The organism is Pantoea sp. XAF26B01_ASV70 (genome assembly GCF_054512635.1).
In genome coordinates this window covers 2,005,874-2,019,441 of the sequence record NZ_CM137251.1, presented here as the reverse complement: position 1 = coordinate 2,019,441, position 13,568 = coordinate 2,005,874, and the positions used below count along the sequence as shown (strand labels likewise).

General features: G+C 54.5%; 19 protein-coding genes. 12 read left to right on the top strand and 7 right to left on the bottom strand.

Going from position 1 to position 13,568, the window contains the following annotated elements; all coding sequences use genetic code 11:
* Nucleotides 1-4: 4 nt before the first annotated feature.
* From trpB to ACX8ZY_RS09425, 3 genes are all read left to right on the top strand, one after another.
* On the top strand, nt 5-1,195 hold the full coding sequence (gene trpB / locus ACX8ZY_RS09435; RefSeq protein WP_010244436.1) for a tryptophan synthase subunit beta: 1,191 nt from the start codon (nt 5-7) through the stop codon (nt 1,193-1,195).
* Nucleotides 1,195-1,998 (top strand): tryptophan synthase subunit alpha, encoded by an 804-nt coding sequence (trpA, locus tag ACX8ZY_RS09430; RefSeq protein ID WP_010244433.1) that lies wholly within the window; start codon nt 1,195-1,197, stop codon nt 1,996-1,998. The genes trpB and trpA overlap by 1 nt, the downstream gene beginning before the upstream one ends.
* Before the next feature lie 149 nt (nt 1,999-2,147).
* Complete coding sequence (locus tag ACX8ZY_RS09425; protein ID WP_010244430.1) at nt 2,148-2,462, top strand: BON domain-containing protein; 315 nt, start codon at nt 2,148-2,150, stop codon at nt 2,460-2,462.
* Nucleotides 2,463-2,519: 57 nt separating this feature from the next.
* On the opposite strand, the gene ompW is transcribed toward ACX8ZY_RS09425, so the two are convergent.
* Complete coding sequence (gene ompW, locus ACX8ZY_RS09420; protein WP_029519099.1) at nt 2,520-3,155, bottom strand: outer membrane protein OmpW; 636 nt, start codon at nt 3,153-3,155, stop codon at nt 2,520-2,522.
* Between the two features lie 249 nt (nt 3,156-3,404).
* Between ompW and ACX8ZY_RS09415 the strand changes: the two genes are divergently transcribed.
* The 4 genes from ACX8ZY_RS09415 to yciA are packed head-to-tail and all read left to right on the top strand — an operon-like array spanning nt 3,405 to nt 5,655.
* Complete coding sequence (locus tag ACX8ZY_RS09415) at nt 3,405-3,821, top strand: YkgJ family cysteine cluster protein (RefSeq protein ID WP_033757852.1); 417 nt, start codon at nt 3,405-3,407, stop codon at nt 3,819-3,821.
* A gap of 27 nt (nt 3,822-3,848) precedes the next feature.
* Nucleotides 3,849-4,583, top strand: a complete 735-nt coding sequence (locus ACX8ZY_RS09410) for a YciC family protein (protein WP_010244420.1) — start codon at nt 3,849-3,851, stop codon at nt 4,581-4,583.
* A 51-nt stretch (nt 4,584-4,634) separates the two neighbouring features.
* Nucleotides 4,635-5,174: a septation protein A gene (locus tag ACX8ZY_RS09405; RefSeq protein WP_010244416.1), complete on the top strand. Its 540-nt coding sequence runs from the start codon at nt 4,635-4,637 to the stop codon at nt 5,172-5,174.
* 58 nt (nt 5,175-5,232) lie between these two features.
* A complete protein-coding gene (gene yciA, locus ACX8ZY_RS09400) occupies nt 5,233-5,655 on the top strand; it encodes an acyl-CoA thioester hydrolase YciA (protein WP_010244413.1) in 423 nt (140 codons plus the stop codon).
* 36 nt (nt 5,656-5,691) lie between these two features.
* Here the strand turns inward: yciA and tonB are convergent, their stop codons facing one another.
* The gene (tonB, locus tag ACX8ZY_RS09395) at nt 5,692-6,447 is read right to left on the bottom strand and encodes a TonB system transport protein TonB (protein WP_029519522.1); all 756 of its coding nucleotides are present in this window, start codon (nt 6,445-6,447) and stop codon (nt 5,692-5,694) included.
* 197 nt (nt 6,448-6,644) lie between these two features.
* On the opposite strand from tonB, the gene ACX8ZY_RS09390 reads away from it, so the two are divergent.
* Nucleotides 6,645-6,941, top strand: coding sequence for a YciI family protein (locus ACX8ZY_RS09390; RefSeq protein WP_010244407.1), 297 nt, complete (start codon nt 6,645-6,647; stop codon nt 6,939-6,941).
* A gap of 77 nt (nt 6,942-7,018) precedes the next feature.
* A complete protein-coding gene (locus tag ACX8ZY_RS09385) occupies nt 7,019-7,204 on the top strand; it encodes a hypothetical protein (RefSeq protein ID WP_010670260.1) in 186 nt (61 codons plus the stop codon).
* 225 nt (nt 7,205-7,429) lie between these two features.
* Here ACX8ZY_RS09385 and ycgZ read toward each other — a convergent pair whose 3' ends face one another.
* Entirely contained in the window at nt 7,430-7,672 is a 243-nt protein-coding gene (gene ycgZ, locus ACX8ZY_RS09380; RefSeq protein WP_010244401.1) for a regulatory protein YcgZ, read from the bottom strand.
* A gap of 448 nt (nt 7,673-8,120) precedes the next feature.
* Here ycgZ and ACX8ZY_RS09375 point away from each other — a divergent pair, with 448 nt between their 5' ends.
* Nucleotides 8,121-8,348, top strand: a complete 228-nt coding sequence (locus ACX8ZY_RS09375) for a hypothetical protein (protein ID WP_223565405.1) — start codon at nt 8,121-8,123, stop codon at nt 8,346-8,348.
* 54 nt (nt 8,349-8,402) lie between these two features.
* On the opposite strand, the gene ACX8ZY_RS09370 is transcribed toward ACX8ZY_RS09375, so the two are convergent.
* Nucleotides 8,403-8,576, bottom strand: a complete 174-nt coding sequence (locus ACX8ZY_RS09370; protein WP_003853917.1) for a YciY family protein — start codon at nt 8,574-8,576, stop codon at nt 8,403-8,405.
* Nucleotides 8,577-8,746: 170 nt separating this feature from the next.
* Between ACX8ZY_RS09370 and cls the strand changes: the two genes are divergently transcribed.
* Complete coding sequence (gene cls, locus ACX8ZY_RS09365; protein WP_010244396.1) at nt 8,747-10,207, top strand: cardiolipin synthase; 1,461 nt, start codon at nt 8,747-8,749, stop codon at nt 10,205-10,207.
* A 45-nt stretch (nt 10,208-10,252) separates the two neighbouring features.
* Nucleotides 10,253-10,576, top strand: coding sequence for an HI1450 family dsDNA-mimic protein (locus ACX8ZY_RS09360; protein ID WP_003853921.1), 324 nt, complete (start codon nt 10,253-10,255; stop codon nt 10,574-10,576).
* Between the two features lie 48 nt (nt 10,577-10,624).
* Here ACX8ZY_RS09360 and oppF read toward each other — a convergent pair whose 3' ends face one another.
* Genes oppF through oppC form a run of 3 tightly spaced genes read right to left on the bottom strand, consistent with a single transcriptional unit; the run spans nt 10,625 to nt 13,556 of the window.
* Nucleotides 10,625-11,626, bottom strand: a complete 1,002-nt coding sequence (gene oppF / locus ACX8ZY_RS09355) for a murein tripeptide/oligopeptide ABC transporter ATP binding protein OppF (RefSeq protein ID WP_010244389.1) — start codon at nt 11,624-11,626, stop codon at nt 10,625-10,627.
* A complete protein-coding gene (gene oppD, locus ACX8ZY_RS09350; protein ID WP_010244386.1) occupies nt 11,623-12,636 on the bottom strand; it encodes an ABC transporter ATP-binding protein in 1,014 nt (337 codons plus the stop codon). The genes oppF and oppD overlap by 4 nt, the downstream gene beginning before the upstream one ends.
* A gap of 11 nt (nt 12,637-12,647) precedes the next feature.
* The gene (gene oppC / locus ACX8ZY_RS09345) at nt 12,648-13,556 is read right to left on the bottom strand and encodes an oligopeptide ABC transporter permease OppC (protein ID WP_010244382.1); all 909 of its coding nucleotides are present in this window, start codon (nt 13,554-13,556) and stop codon (nt 12,648-12,650) included.
* Nucleotides 13,557-13,568: the final 12 nt, after the last annotated feature.

The following is a 13,568-nucleotide window of genomic DNA, read 5'->3' as shown; positions in this document are numbered from 1 at the left end:
AAAAATGACGTTACTTAATCCCTACTTTGGCGAATTTGGCGGAATGTATGTTCCGCAAATCCTGATGCCAGCCCTGCGCCAGCTGGAACAGGCGTTTGTCGACGCCCAGAAAGATCCTGAGTTTCAGGCCGAGTTTACCGACCTGCTGAAGAACTATGCGGGTCGCCCTACCGCCCTGACGCTGTGCAAAAACCTGACTAAAGGCACCAAAACCCGCCTCTATCTTAAGCGTGAAGATCTGCTGCACGGTGGCGCGCACAAGACCAACCAGGTGCTGGGTCAGGCGCTGTTAGCCAAACGCATGGGCAAAAACGAAATCATTGCCGAAACCGGTGCGGGTCAGCACGGCGTAGCTTCAGCGCTGGCCTGTGCTCTGCTGGGCATGAAATGCCGCATCTATATGGGCGCAAAAGATGTGGAGCGTCAGTCACCCAACGTCTTCCGTATGCGTCTGATGGGCGCAGAAGTGATCCCGGTGCACAGCGGCTCCGCCACGCTGAAAGATGCCTGTAATGAAGCGCTGCGTGACTGGTCTGGCAGCTACGAGACATCACACTATATGCTCGGCACCGCGGCGGGTCCGCATCCCTTCCCGACGATTGTGCGTGAGTTCCAGCGCATGATTGGCGAAGAGACTAAAAAGCAGATTCTGGAAAGAGAGGGTCGCCTGCCCGATGCGATCCTCGCCTGTGTGGGCGGCGGCTCCAACGCCATCGGCATGTTTGCCGACTTTATCGATGAGACCAGCGTGAAGCTGATCGGCGTAGAGCCTGCGGGCCACGGCATTGAGACCGGCGAGCATGGCGCGCCGCTCAAGCACGGTCGCGTCGGCATCTACTTCGGTATGAAATCGCCGATGATGCAGACCCATGATGGCCAGATTGAGGAGTCTTACTCGATCTCTGCCGGCCTCGACTTCCCGTCGGTAGGCCCGCAGCATGCGCACCTGAACAGCATCGGTCGTGCGGAATATGTCTCCATCACCGATAACGAAGCGCTGGCCGCCTTTAAACAGCTCTGTCGCGATGAAGGTATCATTCCGGCGCTGGAGTCATCCCACGCCCTGGCGCACGCGATGAAGATGATTCAGGCCGAGCCGGAAAAAGAGCAGTTGATTGTGGTCAACCTCTCTGGCCGCGGCGACAAAGATATTTTCACCGTTCATGACATTTTGACAGCGCAGGGAGAAATCTGATGGAACGTTACAATCAACTGTTTACGCGTCTGTCAGCGAATAACGAAGGGGCTTTCGTTCCTTTTGTTACGCTGGGCGATCCGTCACCGGAGCTTTCACTGCGTGTGATTGATGCCCTGGTGGAAGGAGGCGCGGATGCACTGGAGCTGGGTATTCCCTTTTCCGATCCCCTTGCAGATGGCCCGACCATCCAGAATGCGACGTTACGCGCCTTTGCGGCGGGCACCAACACCAGCCAATGCTTTGAAATGCTGGCCACTATCCGCCGTAAGTATCCGGATCTGCCGATTGGATTGCTGATGTACGCCAATCTGGTCTTCACCAACGGTGTGGATGAGTTCTATGCCCGTTGTGCAGAGGCGGGTGTGGATTCGGTGCTGGTGGCGGATGTGCCCGTTGAAGAGTCCGCGCCCTTCCGTCAGGCGGCGCTGCGTCATGGCATAGCACCCATCTTCATCTGTCCGCCTAACGCCAGCGATGAGCTGCTGCGCGAGATCGCTTCACACGGACGGGGTTACACCTACCTGCTGTCGCGCGCGGGCGTGACCGGTGCTGAAAACCGCGCCAGCCTGCCGTTGCAGCATCTGATCGACAAGCTGCGTGAATACCATGCAGCCCCGCCGCTGCAGGGCTTTGGTATCTCTGAGCCTGAACAGGTTAAGGAAGCGATCGCCGCGGGCGCTGCGGGCGCGATCTCCGGCTCTGCGATTGTCAGAATCATCGAAAAACATCATTCAGAGCCTGAGGTGATGCTGAGCGAGCTGAAGAACTTTGTCAGCCGTCTTAAAGCCGCCAGCCGTTAATCCTGCCAGCATGCCTTATCGCGCGATAAGGCATGATTTGTTTCCTTTTTTTTCATTCCCCCATTTGCCCTTTTTGCAAAATCTGCACCACAATGACAATGCGCCGTTACGGTAACGTCGCATCCATTTTGTGACAGGGAGAGAAAGCAATGAAATTCGTTAAACTGCTGACAGGTGCTGTACTGGCGGGCGTGGTTGCGCTGACACTGAGCGCCTGTGCGCCAACCGCAACCAAAGAGGGAACCGGTGGCTATATTGATGACACCGTGGTGACCACAAAAGTTAAAGGTGAACTGCTGAAAGATGACTCGCTGAAATCAACTGAAATCAACGTAGAAACCTTCAAAGGTAAAGTTCAGCTGAGCGGTTTTGTTTCATCACCACAGATGGCTAACCGTGCCGTTCAGGTTACGCGCAGCGTGGCGGGTGTGAAGTCCGTTGTTAACAATATGCAGATCAAATAACGTCTTAACAGACAAAAAAAGGCCGCTGATTCAGCGGCTTTTTTATTATCTTTATCCTCAGAAACGGTAACCCGCTCCGAAGAAGAAGACCCAGGGATCGATGCGCATATTGATATTCTGCTGCTCGCCACCCGCTTTAAACTTCACTTCCGTATCAATATCCATGTACCACACCGACGCATTCAGCATCCAGTCACGGTTAATCTGATAATCCAGACCGACCTGACCCGCCACACCCCAGGAATCCTTCACGCTGAGATCGGTCAGGCCCGCATCGCGGCCCGTTTGATTGAAATCGGCATCGTAAAAGGTGGTGTAGTTGATACCTACGCCAACGTAAGGACGCGCTTTGCTCTTGCTGTCAAAGAAGTAGTACTGCGCCATCAGCGTAGGCGGTAACTGGCGTACTGTTGCCAGTGTTCCGGTCGGGCCCAGGCCCACTTTGTGACGGAACGGTGTGGCGGCCAGTAATTCAACACCAATGTTGTCCGTTGCCATGTAAGTAAACGTCAGGCCCAGCTGCGTGTCGTTGGATGCGCTGAACTCGCCCATCCCTAACACATTATCGGAACCTTCGGTGGGCCGGACGGTGGCACTACCGGCTCGCATAAAGAAGTCGCCTGCTTCGTGGGCCATCGACAGTTGCGGAAAAGCCAGAGCCAGCAGCATCGCGCATTTTGCCAGTTTCATCATCACTCCTTTGCTTAATGTTAATGTCGCGAACGTCATCGCTTTTTGCTGGCAAATATTTAACGTGATTTACAGAAAATTGCACTCTGTACCCTTCAGATAAATTACTTAAAAAACAATGAATTGATTTAGATCAATTTCGGCTCTGGCTGGCGCAGCAAAATTCCCCTTGCTGAATAATTTCGCCGGGCCTATTTTGCTTATCTTCTCTGGTGATTTTGGTTCGATGCCCTGGGAGGGGCGGGTGATCAAATGAGTGAAATAACTAACCCTTGTGTCAGCTGTGGCGCCTGCTGCGCCCATTTCCGCGTCTCATTTTACTGGGCCGAAGCCGATGATGCCGGCGGCCCGGTGCCAACCGCATTAACCGAACCGCTCAGCCTGTTAATGCGCAATATGCGTGGAACGAACGATCGCGCGCCGCGCTGCGTTGCCCTTGAGGGCGAGATTGGCGGCTGTGTCTCCTGCGGAATTTACGAACAACGTCCGACGCCCTGTCGGGAATTTTCGATGTCGGGCGAAGCGGGTATCCACAATGAAGCCTGCGATCGCGCCCGCGCCCGCTATGGTCTTCCCGCCCTTTTTTCTCCATCTTTACCTGTCATGACAGAAAGTTATGCCGCAGCGGGTGCCCGCGAGCTGTCAGAACATGTACAATCGCCGGGTTAATTAACCCGGTTCCTCAAAGGAGTGTACATGTCTATCACGGCAAGCTCGTTATACCGTGACACAGGAAATTTCGCGCGCCATCAACTGGCTACGGTGCTGTTGATGTCGCTGCTGGCCGCTTTTATCACCGTCATGCTGGTGCATGTGCTGACGCCAGGTGCCGATCAGATGGCCCTCCTGCAACAGGGTGACGATAGCGCCGGTTCGCTGTTTGAGATGGTGCAGAATATGTCACCGGAACAGCAGCAGGTGCTGCTGCGCGCCTCGGCGGCCAGCACCTTCGCTGCGCTGATGGGGAACACGCTGCTGCTTGGCGGAATGCTCTATCTGATCCCGATGGTCTCTTCCGGCCAGCGTGTCAGTGCGTTGCGGGCGATTGGTGCTTCAGCGCCGCTGCTGCCAAAGCTGCTGCTGCTCACCTTCCTGATGACGCTGGTGGCGCAACTGGGCTTTATGGTGCTGGTGGTGCCAGGGATTCTGCTGACGATTCTGCTGTCGCTGGCTCCGGTGATGGTGGCCAGTGAGAAGATGGGTGTCTTTGCCGCTATGCGGGCCAGCATGCGGATGGCGTGGAAGAATGTGAAGCTGATTGCCCCCGCGATTCTGCTCTGGCTGCTGGCCAAAGTGGTGGTGATGCTGTTCTTCTCTTCGCTGACGGTTTTACCGCTGAATGTCTCGTCGGTGATTTTCACCGCGGCAGGCAATGTGGTTTCGGCGATGTTGATTATCTATCTTTATCGGCTCTATATGCTGTTACGTTGATTGACGATGTGCCTTCGGGCACATTTGCAGCCAACTCTGAATGGAAAAACTATGAAGCAGCTACTCGACTTTCTTCCCCTGGTGGTCTTTTTCATCTTCTACAAGCTGTATGACATTTTTGTCGCCTCGGGCGCGCTGATTGTCGCGACCGGTCTGGCGCTGGTTGTCAGCTGGGTGCTCTATCGCAAGCTGGAAAAGATGACGATTTTCACCTTTGTGCTGGTGGCGGTTTTTGGCACCCTGACGCTGGTGTTCCACAACGATGAGTTCATTAAGTGGAAAGTCACGGTTATCTACAGCCTGTTTGCCGCCGCCCTGCTCTACAGCCAGTGGTTTATGGAGCAGACGCTGATTCAGCGCATGCTGGGCAAAGAGCTGCAGCTGCCCGACGCGGTCTGGCGCCGGCTCAACGTTGCCTGGGCGCTGTTCTTCTTTATCTGCGGCCTGGTAAACATCTATGTCGCCTTTTGGTTATCTCAGGCGTTTTGGGTTAACTTTAAAGTGTTCGGTCTCTCCGGTCTGACCTTACTGTTTACCCTGCTCAGCGGGCTTTACATCTGGCGACAGATGCCGCAGCAGGAACAAAAATAATCATCTGCCCGGTCCGCCGGGCATTTTTTTAGCATTCACCTGCATAGAAGTGGAAGCAATGGGCGAAAAACATACATTGCCGAAAGGCGAAATGGTGCTGCGTACGCTCGCCATGCCAGCAGATACCAACGCCAACGGCGATATTTTTGGTGGCTGGCTGATGTCACAGATGGATATGGGTGGCGCTATCCTGGCGAAAGAGATCGCTGAAGGACGCGTGGTGACGGTTCGCGTCGACGGCATGTCATTTATGAAGCCCGTCGCGGTGGGCGATGTGGTGAGCTGCCATGCGAGCTGTCTTCGTACCGGCAACAGTTCCATGACGATTAATGTGGAAGTGTGGATCAAAAAAGTGTCGTCTGAGCCGATTGGACAAACTTACATTGCGACGGAAGCGGTGTTTATTTATGTGGCGGTCGACAATGAGGGTAATTCCCGTCCTCTGCCAGCCGGTCGTGCCAACCAGCAACCCGGCGAATGAAAAACAGGTCAGGCTGTTTCAGCCTGACCTGACGCTTTATTCCAGGCTGGCCCCACCATTAATCTTAAACACGATATTCATGGTCAGACCCTGCCCTGGCCGTCCGCTCTGATAGCGCCACTTTTTCATCGCCTGCTTAACTTCACGCTCAAACATATTGCGCGGCTCAGCAGAGAGGATCTGGATGTTATCCACCCGTCCCTCACTGTCCACATCAAACTTCACCCGTACCCGCCCCTCTACACGCAGTGCAAATGCGCGTTGTGGATAGCCAGGCTTACTGACGTTCAGTGCTTTTGGGCCGGTTGAGGCCGATGAGGTGGGTGACGGCGTAGATTTTGGCGCCGTGGTCGGTTTGTTCTGCGTCGCCGGGGCTTCCTGCTTAAACGGATCGGCCTGCGGTTTGCTTTCCTGACGCGGCTTCACCTCGCGTTTAGGCTGCTCCCGCTTGTGCTCTGGTTTCGGTTTGGGCTTTGGCTTAGGCTCAGGTTTGGGAATCGGCACCGGCTCCGCTTTCGGCGGTTCGGGCACGGGCTGAGGTTCCGGCACCGGTTCAGGTTCTGGCTGAGGTTCTGGCTGTGGTGCAGGCGGCTCCACGATGGCCGGTGCAGGCTCAGGCTGGACTTCAGGGGCGACCATGGTAACGCTGATGGGCTGCGACGCTTTGGGCACCTCAATCACCTGCTGGAATGAAGCATACAGAATTCCGGCTATCACGGCCCCATGCAAAGCAACAGACAACAACATGGAGACAGGCGTGCGTTTAGGTAATGGCATAGTCAGCGTGGTCATAACAGTCGCAGTGATTGAATGAAGCAGCGATTTTAAATGCAAATAGCAATCAGTTTCAATAACTCCCGCCATCCCGCCTGAAGAAAAGCGCTTTTTAGCCCTTTATGCTGAGCCTTTCACCACTCTGAGGTTTCGTTTGCACTCTGAGGGGCAATCCCTTAACGTGTTGCGAAATTCTGGTTAATGGGAGTTCCTTAGTGCTTTACGTCATTTATGCAGAAGATACTGCAGATTCACTGGAAAAACGTAACGCCGTGCGCCCTGCCCATCTGGCACGGCTCAAACTGCTGCAGGAAGAGGGACGCCTGATCATTGCAGGCCCGATGCCTGCTGTCGACAGCAACGATCCTGGTGTAGCGGGCTTTACCGGCTCAACCGTGATTGCTGAATTCCCGTCATTAGAAGAAGCACAATCCTGGGCACAGGATGATCCCTACTTCGCCGCGGGCGTCTATAAGCAGGTTTCGGTTAAGCCGTTTAAACGCGTCTTCTGATCGTGACTCAGCATTGAAAATGGCTTCTGTGCCAGGCACAGAAGCCATTTTTATTTTGATCGTTCAAGAGAGGAAAGATGCAGATAATCATTCTGGGGCTATTGGCCATTATCGCTTTACTGATCGGCAGCGCGGTTTATCTCTGGCGAACTCAGGGCTGGCGTAATAAAAAGCAGTGGATTGTCATGCTGATCGTGCTGGCGGCGGCACTGCAGCTGGTGAACGTAACGCTGATGATGACGACACAACGTCTCGCTGGTTAATCAGACCTGAGGTTTCATTGCGACAGAGCAGCACATCACTCTCTGTCGCAGCAACCGGCCGGTCTGAATATTCTGCCTCGCGAATAAACGCAGCGACCAATTGATCTTAATAAATTAAAGCGTTGTTCTGAACGACATTGATAATAAACCGGCAGTACACCGGCCTGGTCTTTCAGTAATACACGCTCTCTTAATTTTCCCGCCACAGCTATTTTCAGCGATGAGTTAACCGCGATCCAGAATCAGGCCAATCAGCGCATGATAGTGCTGTTCTTCTTCCGGACTGGTGACATGCTGTAAACGGCCGATCAGTTTTGAGCAGATCGCTTTACGATTCAGACTACGGCCAGAACTGATAATTTCTGTCACGACGGAGCCAAGAATGGCCTGTTGTGAGGGCTGCGCGGCGCTGTGTAAATACGCGGAGATGTCAGAGACTGAAGCGGGAATACGAACGTTAGTCTGCATGGTTGACCCTCATAGGATTCATTTAAGATTAATAACCGATGCGATAAAGTTATACAACAACGAGCTATCTGTACAGATATTTAGCTTAAAAAATCAGATCGTCACGTTTTAATGACAATAAACTCATAAATAACAGCACATTACAACATTGTAAAGTTGTACAACTTGTTAGCCTGCGGTTTTTATCCTGTTAATATTCCCTCTTTAGTCCGCGCCTGAATGACCTGTTTTACTATTAAAATATGATCTTTCCGCCCTTTTTTTAGTATTAAAGAGGAATTATCTCGCAGAGCTGTCTACATTTACCCCTTGTGAGTTGAACCTCTGAATGGATGCACAGCACAGTCGCGGGCACATTATGCATAAAACTTATTCTGGCCAGTCCCTTACATTGCTCGACCCGCTGTTATCCCGGCTCCTTTCTATTGTTGACCCCAAAATAGAAGTAATGAGTGGTTACCCTGCTAATTGCTCAGTGTGGCTCACTGTTTATTATCAGCGTAAATCGCGTAAGTGGTCTTACGAATGGTACGATCGTGTGGGTTACCACAGGCCGACTGAGCTGGGCAGCTCAATGGAATGTCTGATGCGCGAAGTCAGCGATCGTGGCGCGTCGCATCAGGAGCACCTGATAGCGCGACGGGCGATGGCAGAATCGGTTTTTTTTGAAGCCTGATTTGAAGTCTGAATAGCCTGCTTTGTCCGACAGGCTGAATTCACCGGGCTTTCGCTATATTATCTGCGTAATAAACAGAATCGAACGACGCTGCTGTTGTGCCAGCTGATGGCGAATGCAGTGGATACGCTTATACCGCCGCGACTGCCCTTCCAGCCAGCGTGAGCGGCGGCGATGCACCTGCCGTAACATTCTCCAGCGCGCCACTTCATTTCTGCTTCGTTTCATCACTTCCTCTCTGACGTCATACACACGAGATATACGCGAGGGCATTATAGAGATCTCTGCGGTAATACCAAATCGGATCCTTCATCGAGGATGTCCGGGATAAAGGGTTCCGTTAGCCGTCATCTGCACGTAAACTTGCCGGACGAAAGCGCGAACGGGATGTCCACTTTATGACCACTTTTTATACCCTGATCAGCTGGTTGCTGGTGTTTGGTTACTGGCTGCTGATCGCCGGGGTTACGCTGCGCGTGTTGATGAAGCGACGGGCAGTGACATCCGCGATGGCCTGGCTACTGGTTATCTATATTCTGCCGCTGGTAGGGATTATCGCTTATCTCTCTTTTGGCGAACTCCATCTGGGTAAACGTCGTGCGGAGCGCGCCCGCACCATGTGGCCATCCACTGCCCGCTGGCTTACTGACCTTAAGCAGTGCCGTGAAATTTTTGCCACCGAACACAGCGACGTTGCGCGTTCGCTGTTTGAGCTTTGCTACCATCGTCAGGGCATCGCCGGGGTCAAGGGCAACCAGCTGCAGCTGCTCACCAGCGCCGACGACGTGATGCAGGCGTTGATTCGTGATATCCAGCTGGCCCGCCACAACATTGAGATGGTGTTCTATATATGGCATCCCGGCGGTCTGGCGGATGAAGTGGCGGAATCGCTGATGGCGGCATCACGCCGTGGCGTTCATTGCCGTCTGCTGCTCGACTCTGCGGGCAGTGTTACCTTTTTCCGCAGTCCCTGGGTCGGCATGATGCGCAATGCCGGAATCGATGTGGTGGAAGCGTTGCAGGTCAGCCTGCTGCGCGTCTTCCTGCGACGGATGGATCTGCGTCAGCACCGCAAAATCGTACTCATTGATAACTACATCGCTTATACCGGCAGCATGAACCTGGTCGATCCGCGCTTCTTTAAACAGAGCGCGGGTGTCGGTCAGTGGATTGACCTGATGGCGCGAATGGAAGGCCCGGTGGCGACGGCGATGGGGATTGTTTTCAGCTGCGACTGGGAGATAGAGACCGGCAAACGCATTTTACCGCCGCCGCCCGATCGCAACATTATGCCGTTTGAACAGGAGAGCGGCCACACCGTGCAGGTGATCGCCTCCGGCCCCGGCTTCCCGGAAGATATGATCCATCAGGCGCTGCTGACTGCGGTCTATTCGGCGCGTGAACAGTTGATCATGACCACGCCCTACTTAGTGCCGAGCGACGATCTGCTGCATGCTATCTGTACGGCGGCGCAGCGTGGCGTCAATGTCAGCGTGATTGTGCCTCGTCACAATGACTCGCTGCTGGTTGGCTGGGCCAGCCGCTCCTTCTTCAGTGAGTTGCTGGAAGCGGGCGTGAAAATTTATCAGTTTGAAGATGGCCTGCTGCATACCAAAAGCGTGCTGGTCGACGGACAACTGAGCCTGGTGGGAACCGTGAATCTCGATATGCGCAGTTTATGGCTGAATTTTGAAGTGACGCTGGTGGTTGATGATGCGGGTTTTGGCAGCGATCTCGCCTGTGTGCAGGATGACTATATCGCCCGTTCCCGCCTGCTGGATGGCAAGCGCTGGGCAAAACGTGCCTGGTGGCAACGCATCGTCGAACGACTGTTTTACTTCTTCAGTCCTTTACTGTAAAACGAGCCAGATTGTGTAAATGGCCGCAGGCCGACAGGACAGACTATGGATTTAAATAATCGCCTTACCGAAGATGAAACGCTGGAACAAGCCTACGATATTTTTCTCGAACTGGCAGTCGACAATCTTGATCCGGCAGACGTCATTCTCTTCAATCTGCAGTTCGAAGAGCGCGGTGGCGCAGAGCTGTTCGATCCCTCTGAAGACTGGAAAGATCATGTCGATTTCGATCTGAACCCGGACTTCTTCGCCGAGGTGGTGATTGGGCTGGGTGAAGCGGACGGTGAACCGATCACCGACGTCTTTGCTCGCGTGCTGCTGTGCCGCGAGAAAGACCACAAACTCTGTCATATCCTGTGGCGTGAGTAAGCGTCAGATTTGATAAGAAAACGCCGGGCGATTGCCCGGCGTTTTGCATTATAGCGGGTCGACTTTCAGACAGGAGACCGCGTGATTGAAGCTGCCTTCCAGCAGCGGCCGGGTTTTCGCACACTCCGGACCGGCAATCGGACAACGGGTGCGGAACACGCAGCCTGATGGCGGATTGATCGGCGACGGCAGCTCCCCCTCCAGCAGCTGAATCTGCTTGTTCTTCTCCTTGTCCGGATCGGGGATCGGCACCGCGGACATCAGCGCACGGGTATAAGGATGCTGAGGATTGCTGTAGACCTCTTTGTAGGTGCCCAGCTCCACCGCATGCCCCAGATACATTACCAGCACCCGGTCAGAGATATGTTTCACCACCGCCAGATCGTGCGCAATGAAGATCAGCGATAAGCCCATTTCGCGCTGCAGCTGCTGCAGCAGGTTAACCACCTGGGCCTGAATCGAGACGTCCAGTGCGGAGACAGGCTCATCACAGATAATCAGCTTTGGCTCCAGAATCAGCGCGCGGGCGATACCGATACGCTGACACTGACCGCCTGAGAACTCGTGCGGATAGCGGTTAATCAGGTTAGGCAGCAGCCCCACCTTCATCATCATATTTTTAACGCGGTCTTTCACTTCCTGACGCGCCATTTTTGGATGATAGGTACGCAGTGGCTCTGCGATGATATCGCCGATGGTCATACGCGGATTCAGCGACGCCAGCGGATCCTGGAATATCATCTGGATATCGCTTCGCGCCTTGCGCCACTCCTCTTCACTTTGCCCCAGCAGATCACGGCCTAACCAGGCGACCCGACCTTCGGTCGCCTTCACCAGCCCGATAATGGCGCGCGCCAGGGTCGATTTACCACAGCCAGACTCACCCACCACGCCCAGGGTTTCCCCCTCATACAGACGCAGGCTGACACCATCGACTGCTTTCAGGGTTTTTGATGGCTGCCAGAACCACTGCCTGCCATCTTTGATGTCGAAATGCACCTTGAGGTCGGCGATTTCCAGTAACACTCTTTTTTCAGCTACGGTGCTCATACTAACTCCTCCACCGGCTTAAAGCAGGCGCGCAGACGGCCTTCGCCAAAGGGTTCCAGCGGTGGTGCCTGGGTGCAGATATCCATAGCGTGCGGACAACGCGGCTGGAACGGGCAGCCCTGCGGCAGACGCAGCAGGTTGGGTGGATTACCCGGTATCGTCGTCAGACTTTCCCCTTCCGCATCCAGACGCGGCACCGCATTAAGCAGACCAATCGAGTAAGGATGTGACGGCTGATAAAAGACATCACGGGCACGGCCATACTCCATGGTGCGTCCGGCATACATCACCAGCACTTTGTCGCAGATCCCCGCCACCACACCCAGATCGTGGGTGATCATGATAATGGCGGTGTTGAACTCGCGCTTGAGGTCGTTGAGCAGCGTCATAATCTGCGCCTGGACGGTAACATCCAGCGCAGTGGTCGGCTCGTCGGCAATCAGCAGTTTGGGACGGCACAGCAGCGCCATGGCGATCATGACGCGCTGACGCATACCGCCGGAGAACTCATGCGGATACATCTTCATCCGCTTCCGCGCTTCCGGCATTTTCACCGCATCCAGCATTCTCACCGACTCTTCAAACGCCTGCGCGTTGTTCATCCCTTTATGCAGCTTAAGCACTTCCATCAGCTGCTCGCCCACCCGCATATAGGGGTTCAGCGAGGTCATCGGATCCTGGAAAATCATCGCAATCTGTTCGGCGCGCAGTTTATTGAGCTTGTTCTCGGGCAGATTCAGGATCTCTTTGCCATTGAACATCGCCGAACCGCCAATGCGGCCATTTTTCGCCAGCAGCCCCATCAGGGCAAAGGCGGTTTGTGACTTGCCGGAACCGGACTCACCGACAATGCCCAGCGTCTCACCGGCGCGCAGCGAGAAGTTCAGGTCGTTAACGGCGGTAACATCACCATCGTGCGTGCCAAAGGTAACGCGTAAATCTTTGACCGTAAGTAGCTGTTCGCTTCCCGCGCGGGCCGCCATTGCTGGCTGGAATTCATGAATAGTCATCGGGAAACTCCTTAACGATCTTTCGGGTCGAGGGCATCACGCAGGCCATCGCCGATAAAGTTGAAACAGAACAGCGTGACCACCAGGAAGCCTGCCGGATAGAGCAGCAGCCACGGCGACACTTCCATCGAGTTTGCCCCGTCGCTGAGGAGTGCGCCCCAGCTGCTCAGCGGCTCCTGCGTACCCAGTCCCAGGAAGCTCAGGAAGGATTCAAACAGGATCATGCTCGGCACCAGCAGCGAGGCGTAAACCACCACCACGCCCAGCACGTTCGGCACGATGTGGCGCACCACGATTTTCCAGGTCGATACCCCACCCACATGGGCCGCTTCGATAAACTCTTTGCGCTTCAGGCTCAGCGTCTGGCCGCGCACAATACGCGCCATATCGAGCCACGAAACCATGCCGATGGCGGCAAAAATCAGCAGGATATTGCGACCAAAAAAGGTCACCAGCAGGATCACGAAGAACATAAACGGGAAGGAGTTAAGGATTTCCAGAATACGCATCATCACCGAGTCTGTTTTACCGCCGAGATAGCCAGCAATCGAGCCATAGAGCGTCCCGACAATCACCGCGATCAGCGCAGAAGCCACGCCCACCATCAGCGAGATCCGGCCACCGATAGCCACACGCACCAGCAGGTCACGACCCGAAGAATCGGTGCCGAACCAGTGACCAGAGGTGGTATCGGGCGGCGAGGACATCATGGCCCAGTCAGTATCGTCGTAGGTGAACTGCGCCAGCATCGGCGCAAAGATCACGAACAGGGTGATCAGGAACAGCACCAGCAGGCTGATGGAGGCAGCGCGGTTATGAATAAAACGACGACGCGCGTCCTGCCAGAGACTACGCCCTTCTACTTCCAGCTTCTCACTGAACGCATCAAGAGCTTCGCTGTTTTTCTTACTTAACATCATGGCGAACTCCGC

Coding starts and splice junctions, on each gene's coding strand:
- trpB (WP_010244436.1), top strand. CDS start 5: ATGACGTTACTTAATCCCTACTTTGGCGAATTTGGCGGAATGTATGTT.
- trpA (WP_010244433.1), top strand. CDS start 1,195: ATGGAACGTTACAATCAACTGTTTACGCGTCTGTCAGCGAATAACGAA.
- ACX8ZY_RS09425 (WP_010244430.1), top strand. CDS start 2,148: ATGAAATTCGTTAAACTGCTGACAGGTGCTGTACTGGCGGGCGTGGTT.
- ompW (WP_029519099.1), bottom strand. CDS start 3,155: ATGATGAAACTGGCAAAATGCGCGATGCTGCTGGCTCTGGCTTTTCCG.
- ACX8ZY_RS09415 (WP_033757852.1), top strand. CDS start 3,405: ATGAGTGAAATAACTAACCCTTGTGTCAGCTGTGGCGCCTGCTGCGCC.
- ACX8ZY_RS09410 (WP_010244420.1), top strand. CDS start 3,849: ATGTCTATCACGGCAAGCTCGTTATACCGTGACACAGGAAATTTCGCG.
- ACX8ZY_RS09405 (WP_010244416.1), top strand. CDS start 4,635: ATGAAGCAGCTACTCGACTTTCTTCCCCTGGTGGTCTTTTTCATCTTC.
- yciA (WP_010244413.1), top strand. CDS start 5,233: ATGGGCGAAAAACATACATTGCCGAAAGGCGAAATGGTGCTGCGTACG.
- tonB (WP_029519522.1), bottom strand. CDS start 6,447: ATGACCACGCTGACTATGCCATTACCTAAACGCACGCCTGTCTCCATG.
- ACX8ZY_RS09385 (WP_010670260.1), top strand. CDS start 7,019: ATGCAGATAATCATTCTGGGGCTATTGGCCATTATCGCTTTACTGATC.
- ycgZ (WP_010244401.1), bottom strand. CDS start 7,672: ATGCAGACTAACGTTCGTATTCCCGCTTCAGTCTCTGACATCTCCGCG.
- ACX8ZY_RS09375 (WP_223565405.1), top strand. CDS start 8,121: ATGAGTGGTTACCCTGCTAATTGCTCAGTGTGGCTCACTGTTTATTAT.
- ACX8ZY_RS09370 (WP_003853917.1), bottom strand. CDS start 8,576: ATGAAACGAAGCAGAAATGAAGTGGCGCGCTGGAGAATGTTACGGCAG.
- cls (WP_010244396.1), top strand. CDS start 8,747: ATGACCACTTTTTATACCCTGATCAGCTGGTTGCTGGTGTTTGGTTAC.
- ACX8ZY_RS09360 (WP_003853921.1), top strand. CDS start 10,253: ATGGATTTAAATAATCGCCTTACCGAAGATGAAACGCTGGAACAAGCC.
- oppF (WP_010244389.1), bottom strand. CDS start 11,626: ATGAGCACCGTAGCTGAAAAAAGAGTGTTACTGGAAATCGCCGACCTC.
- oppD (WP_010244386.1), bottom strand. CDS start 12,636: ATGACTATTCATGAATTCCAGCCAGCAATGGCGGCCCGCGCGGGAAGC.
- oppC (WP_010244382.1), bottom strand. CDS start 13,556: ATGATGTTAAGTAAGAAAAACAGCGAAGCTCTTGATGCGTTCAGTGAG.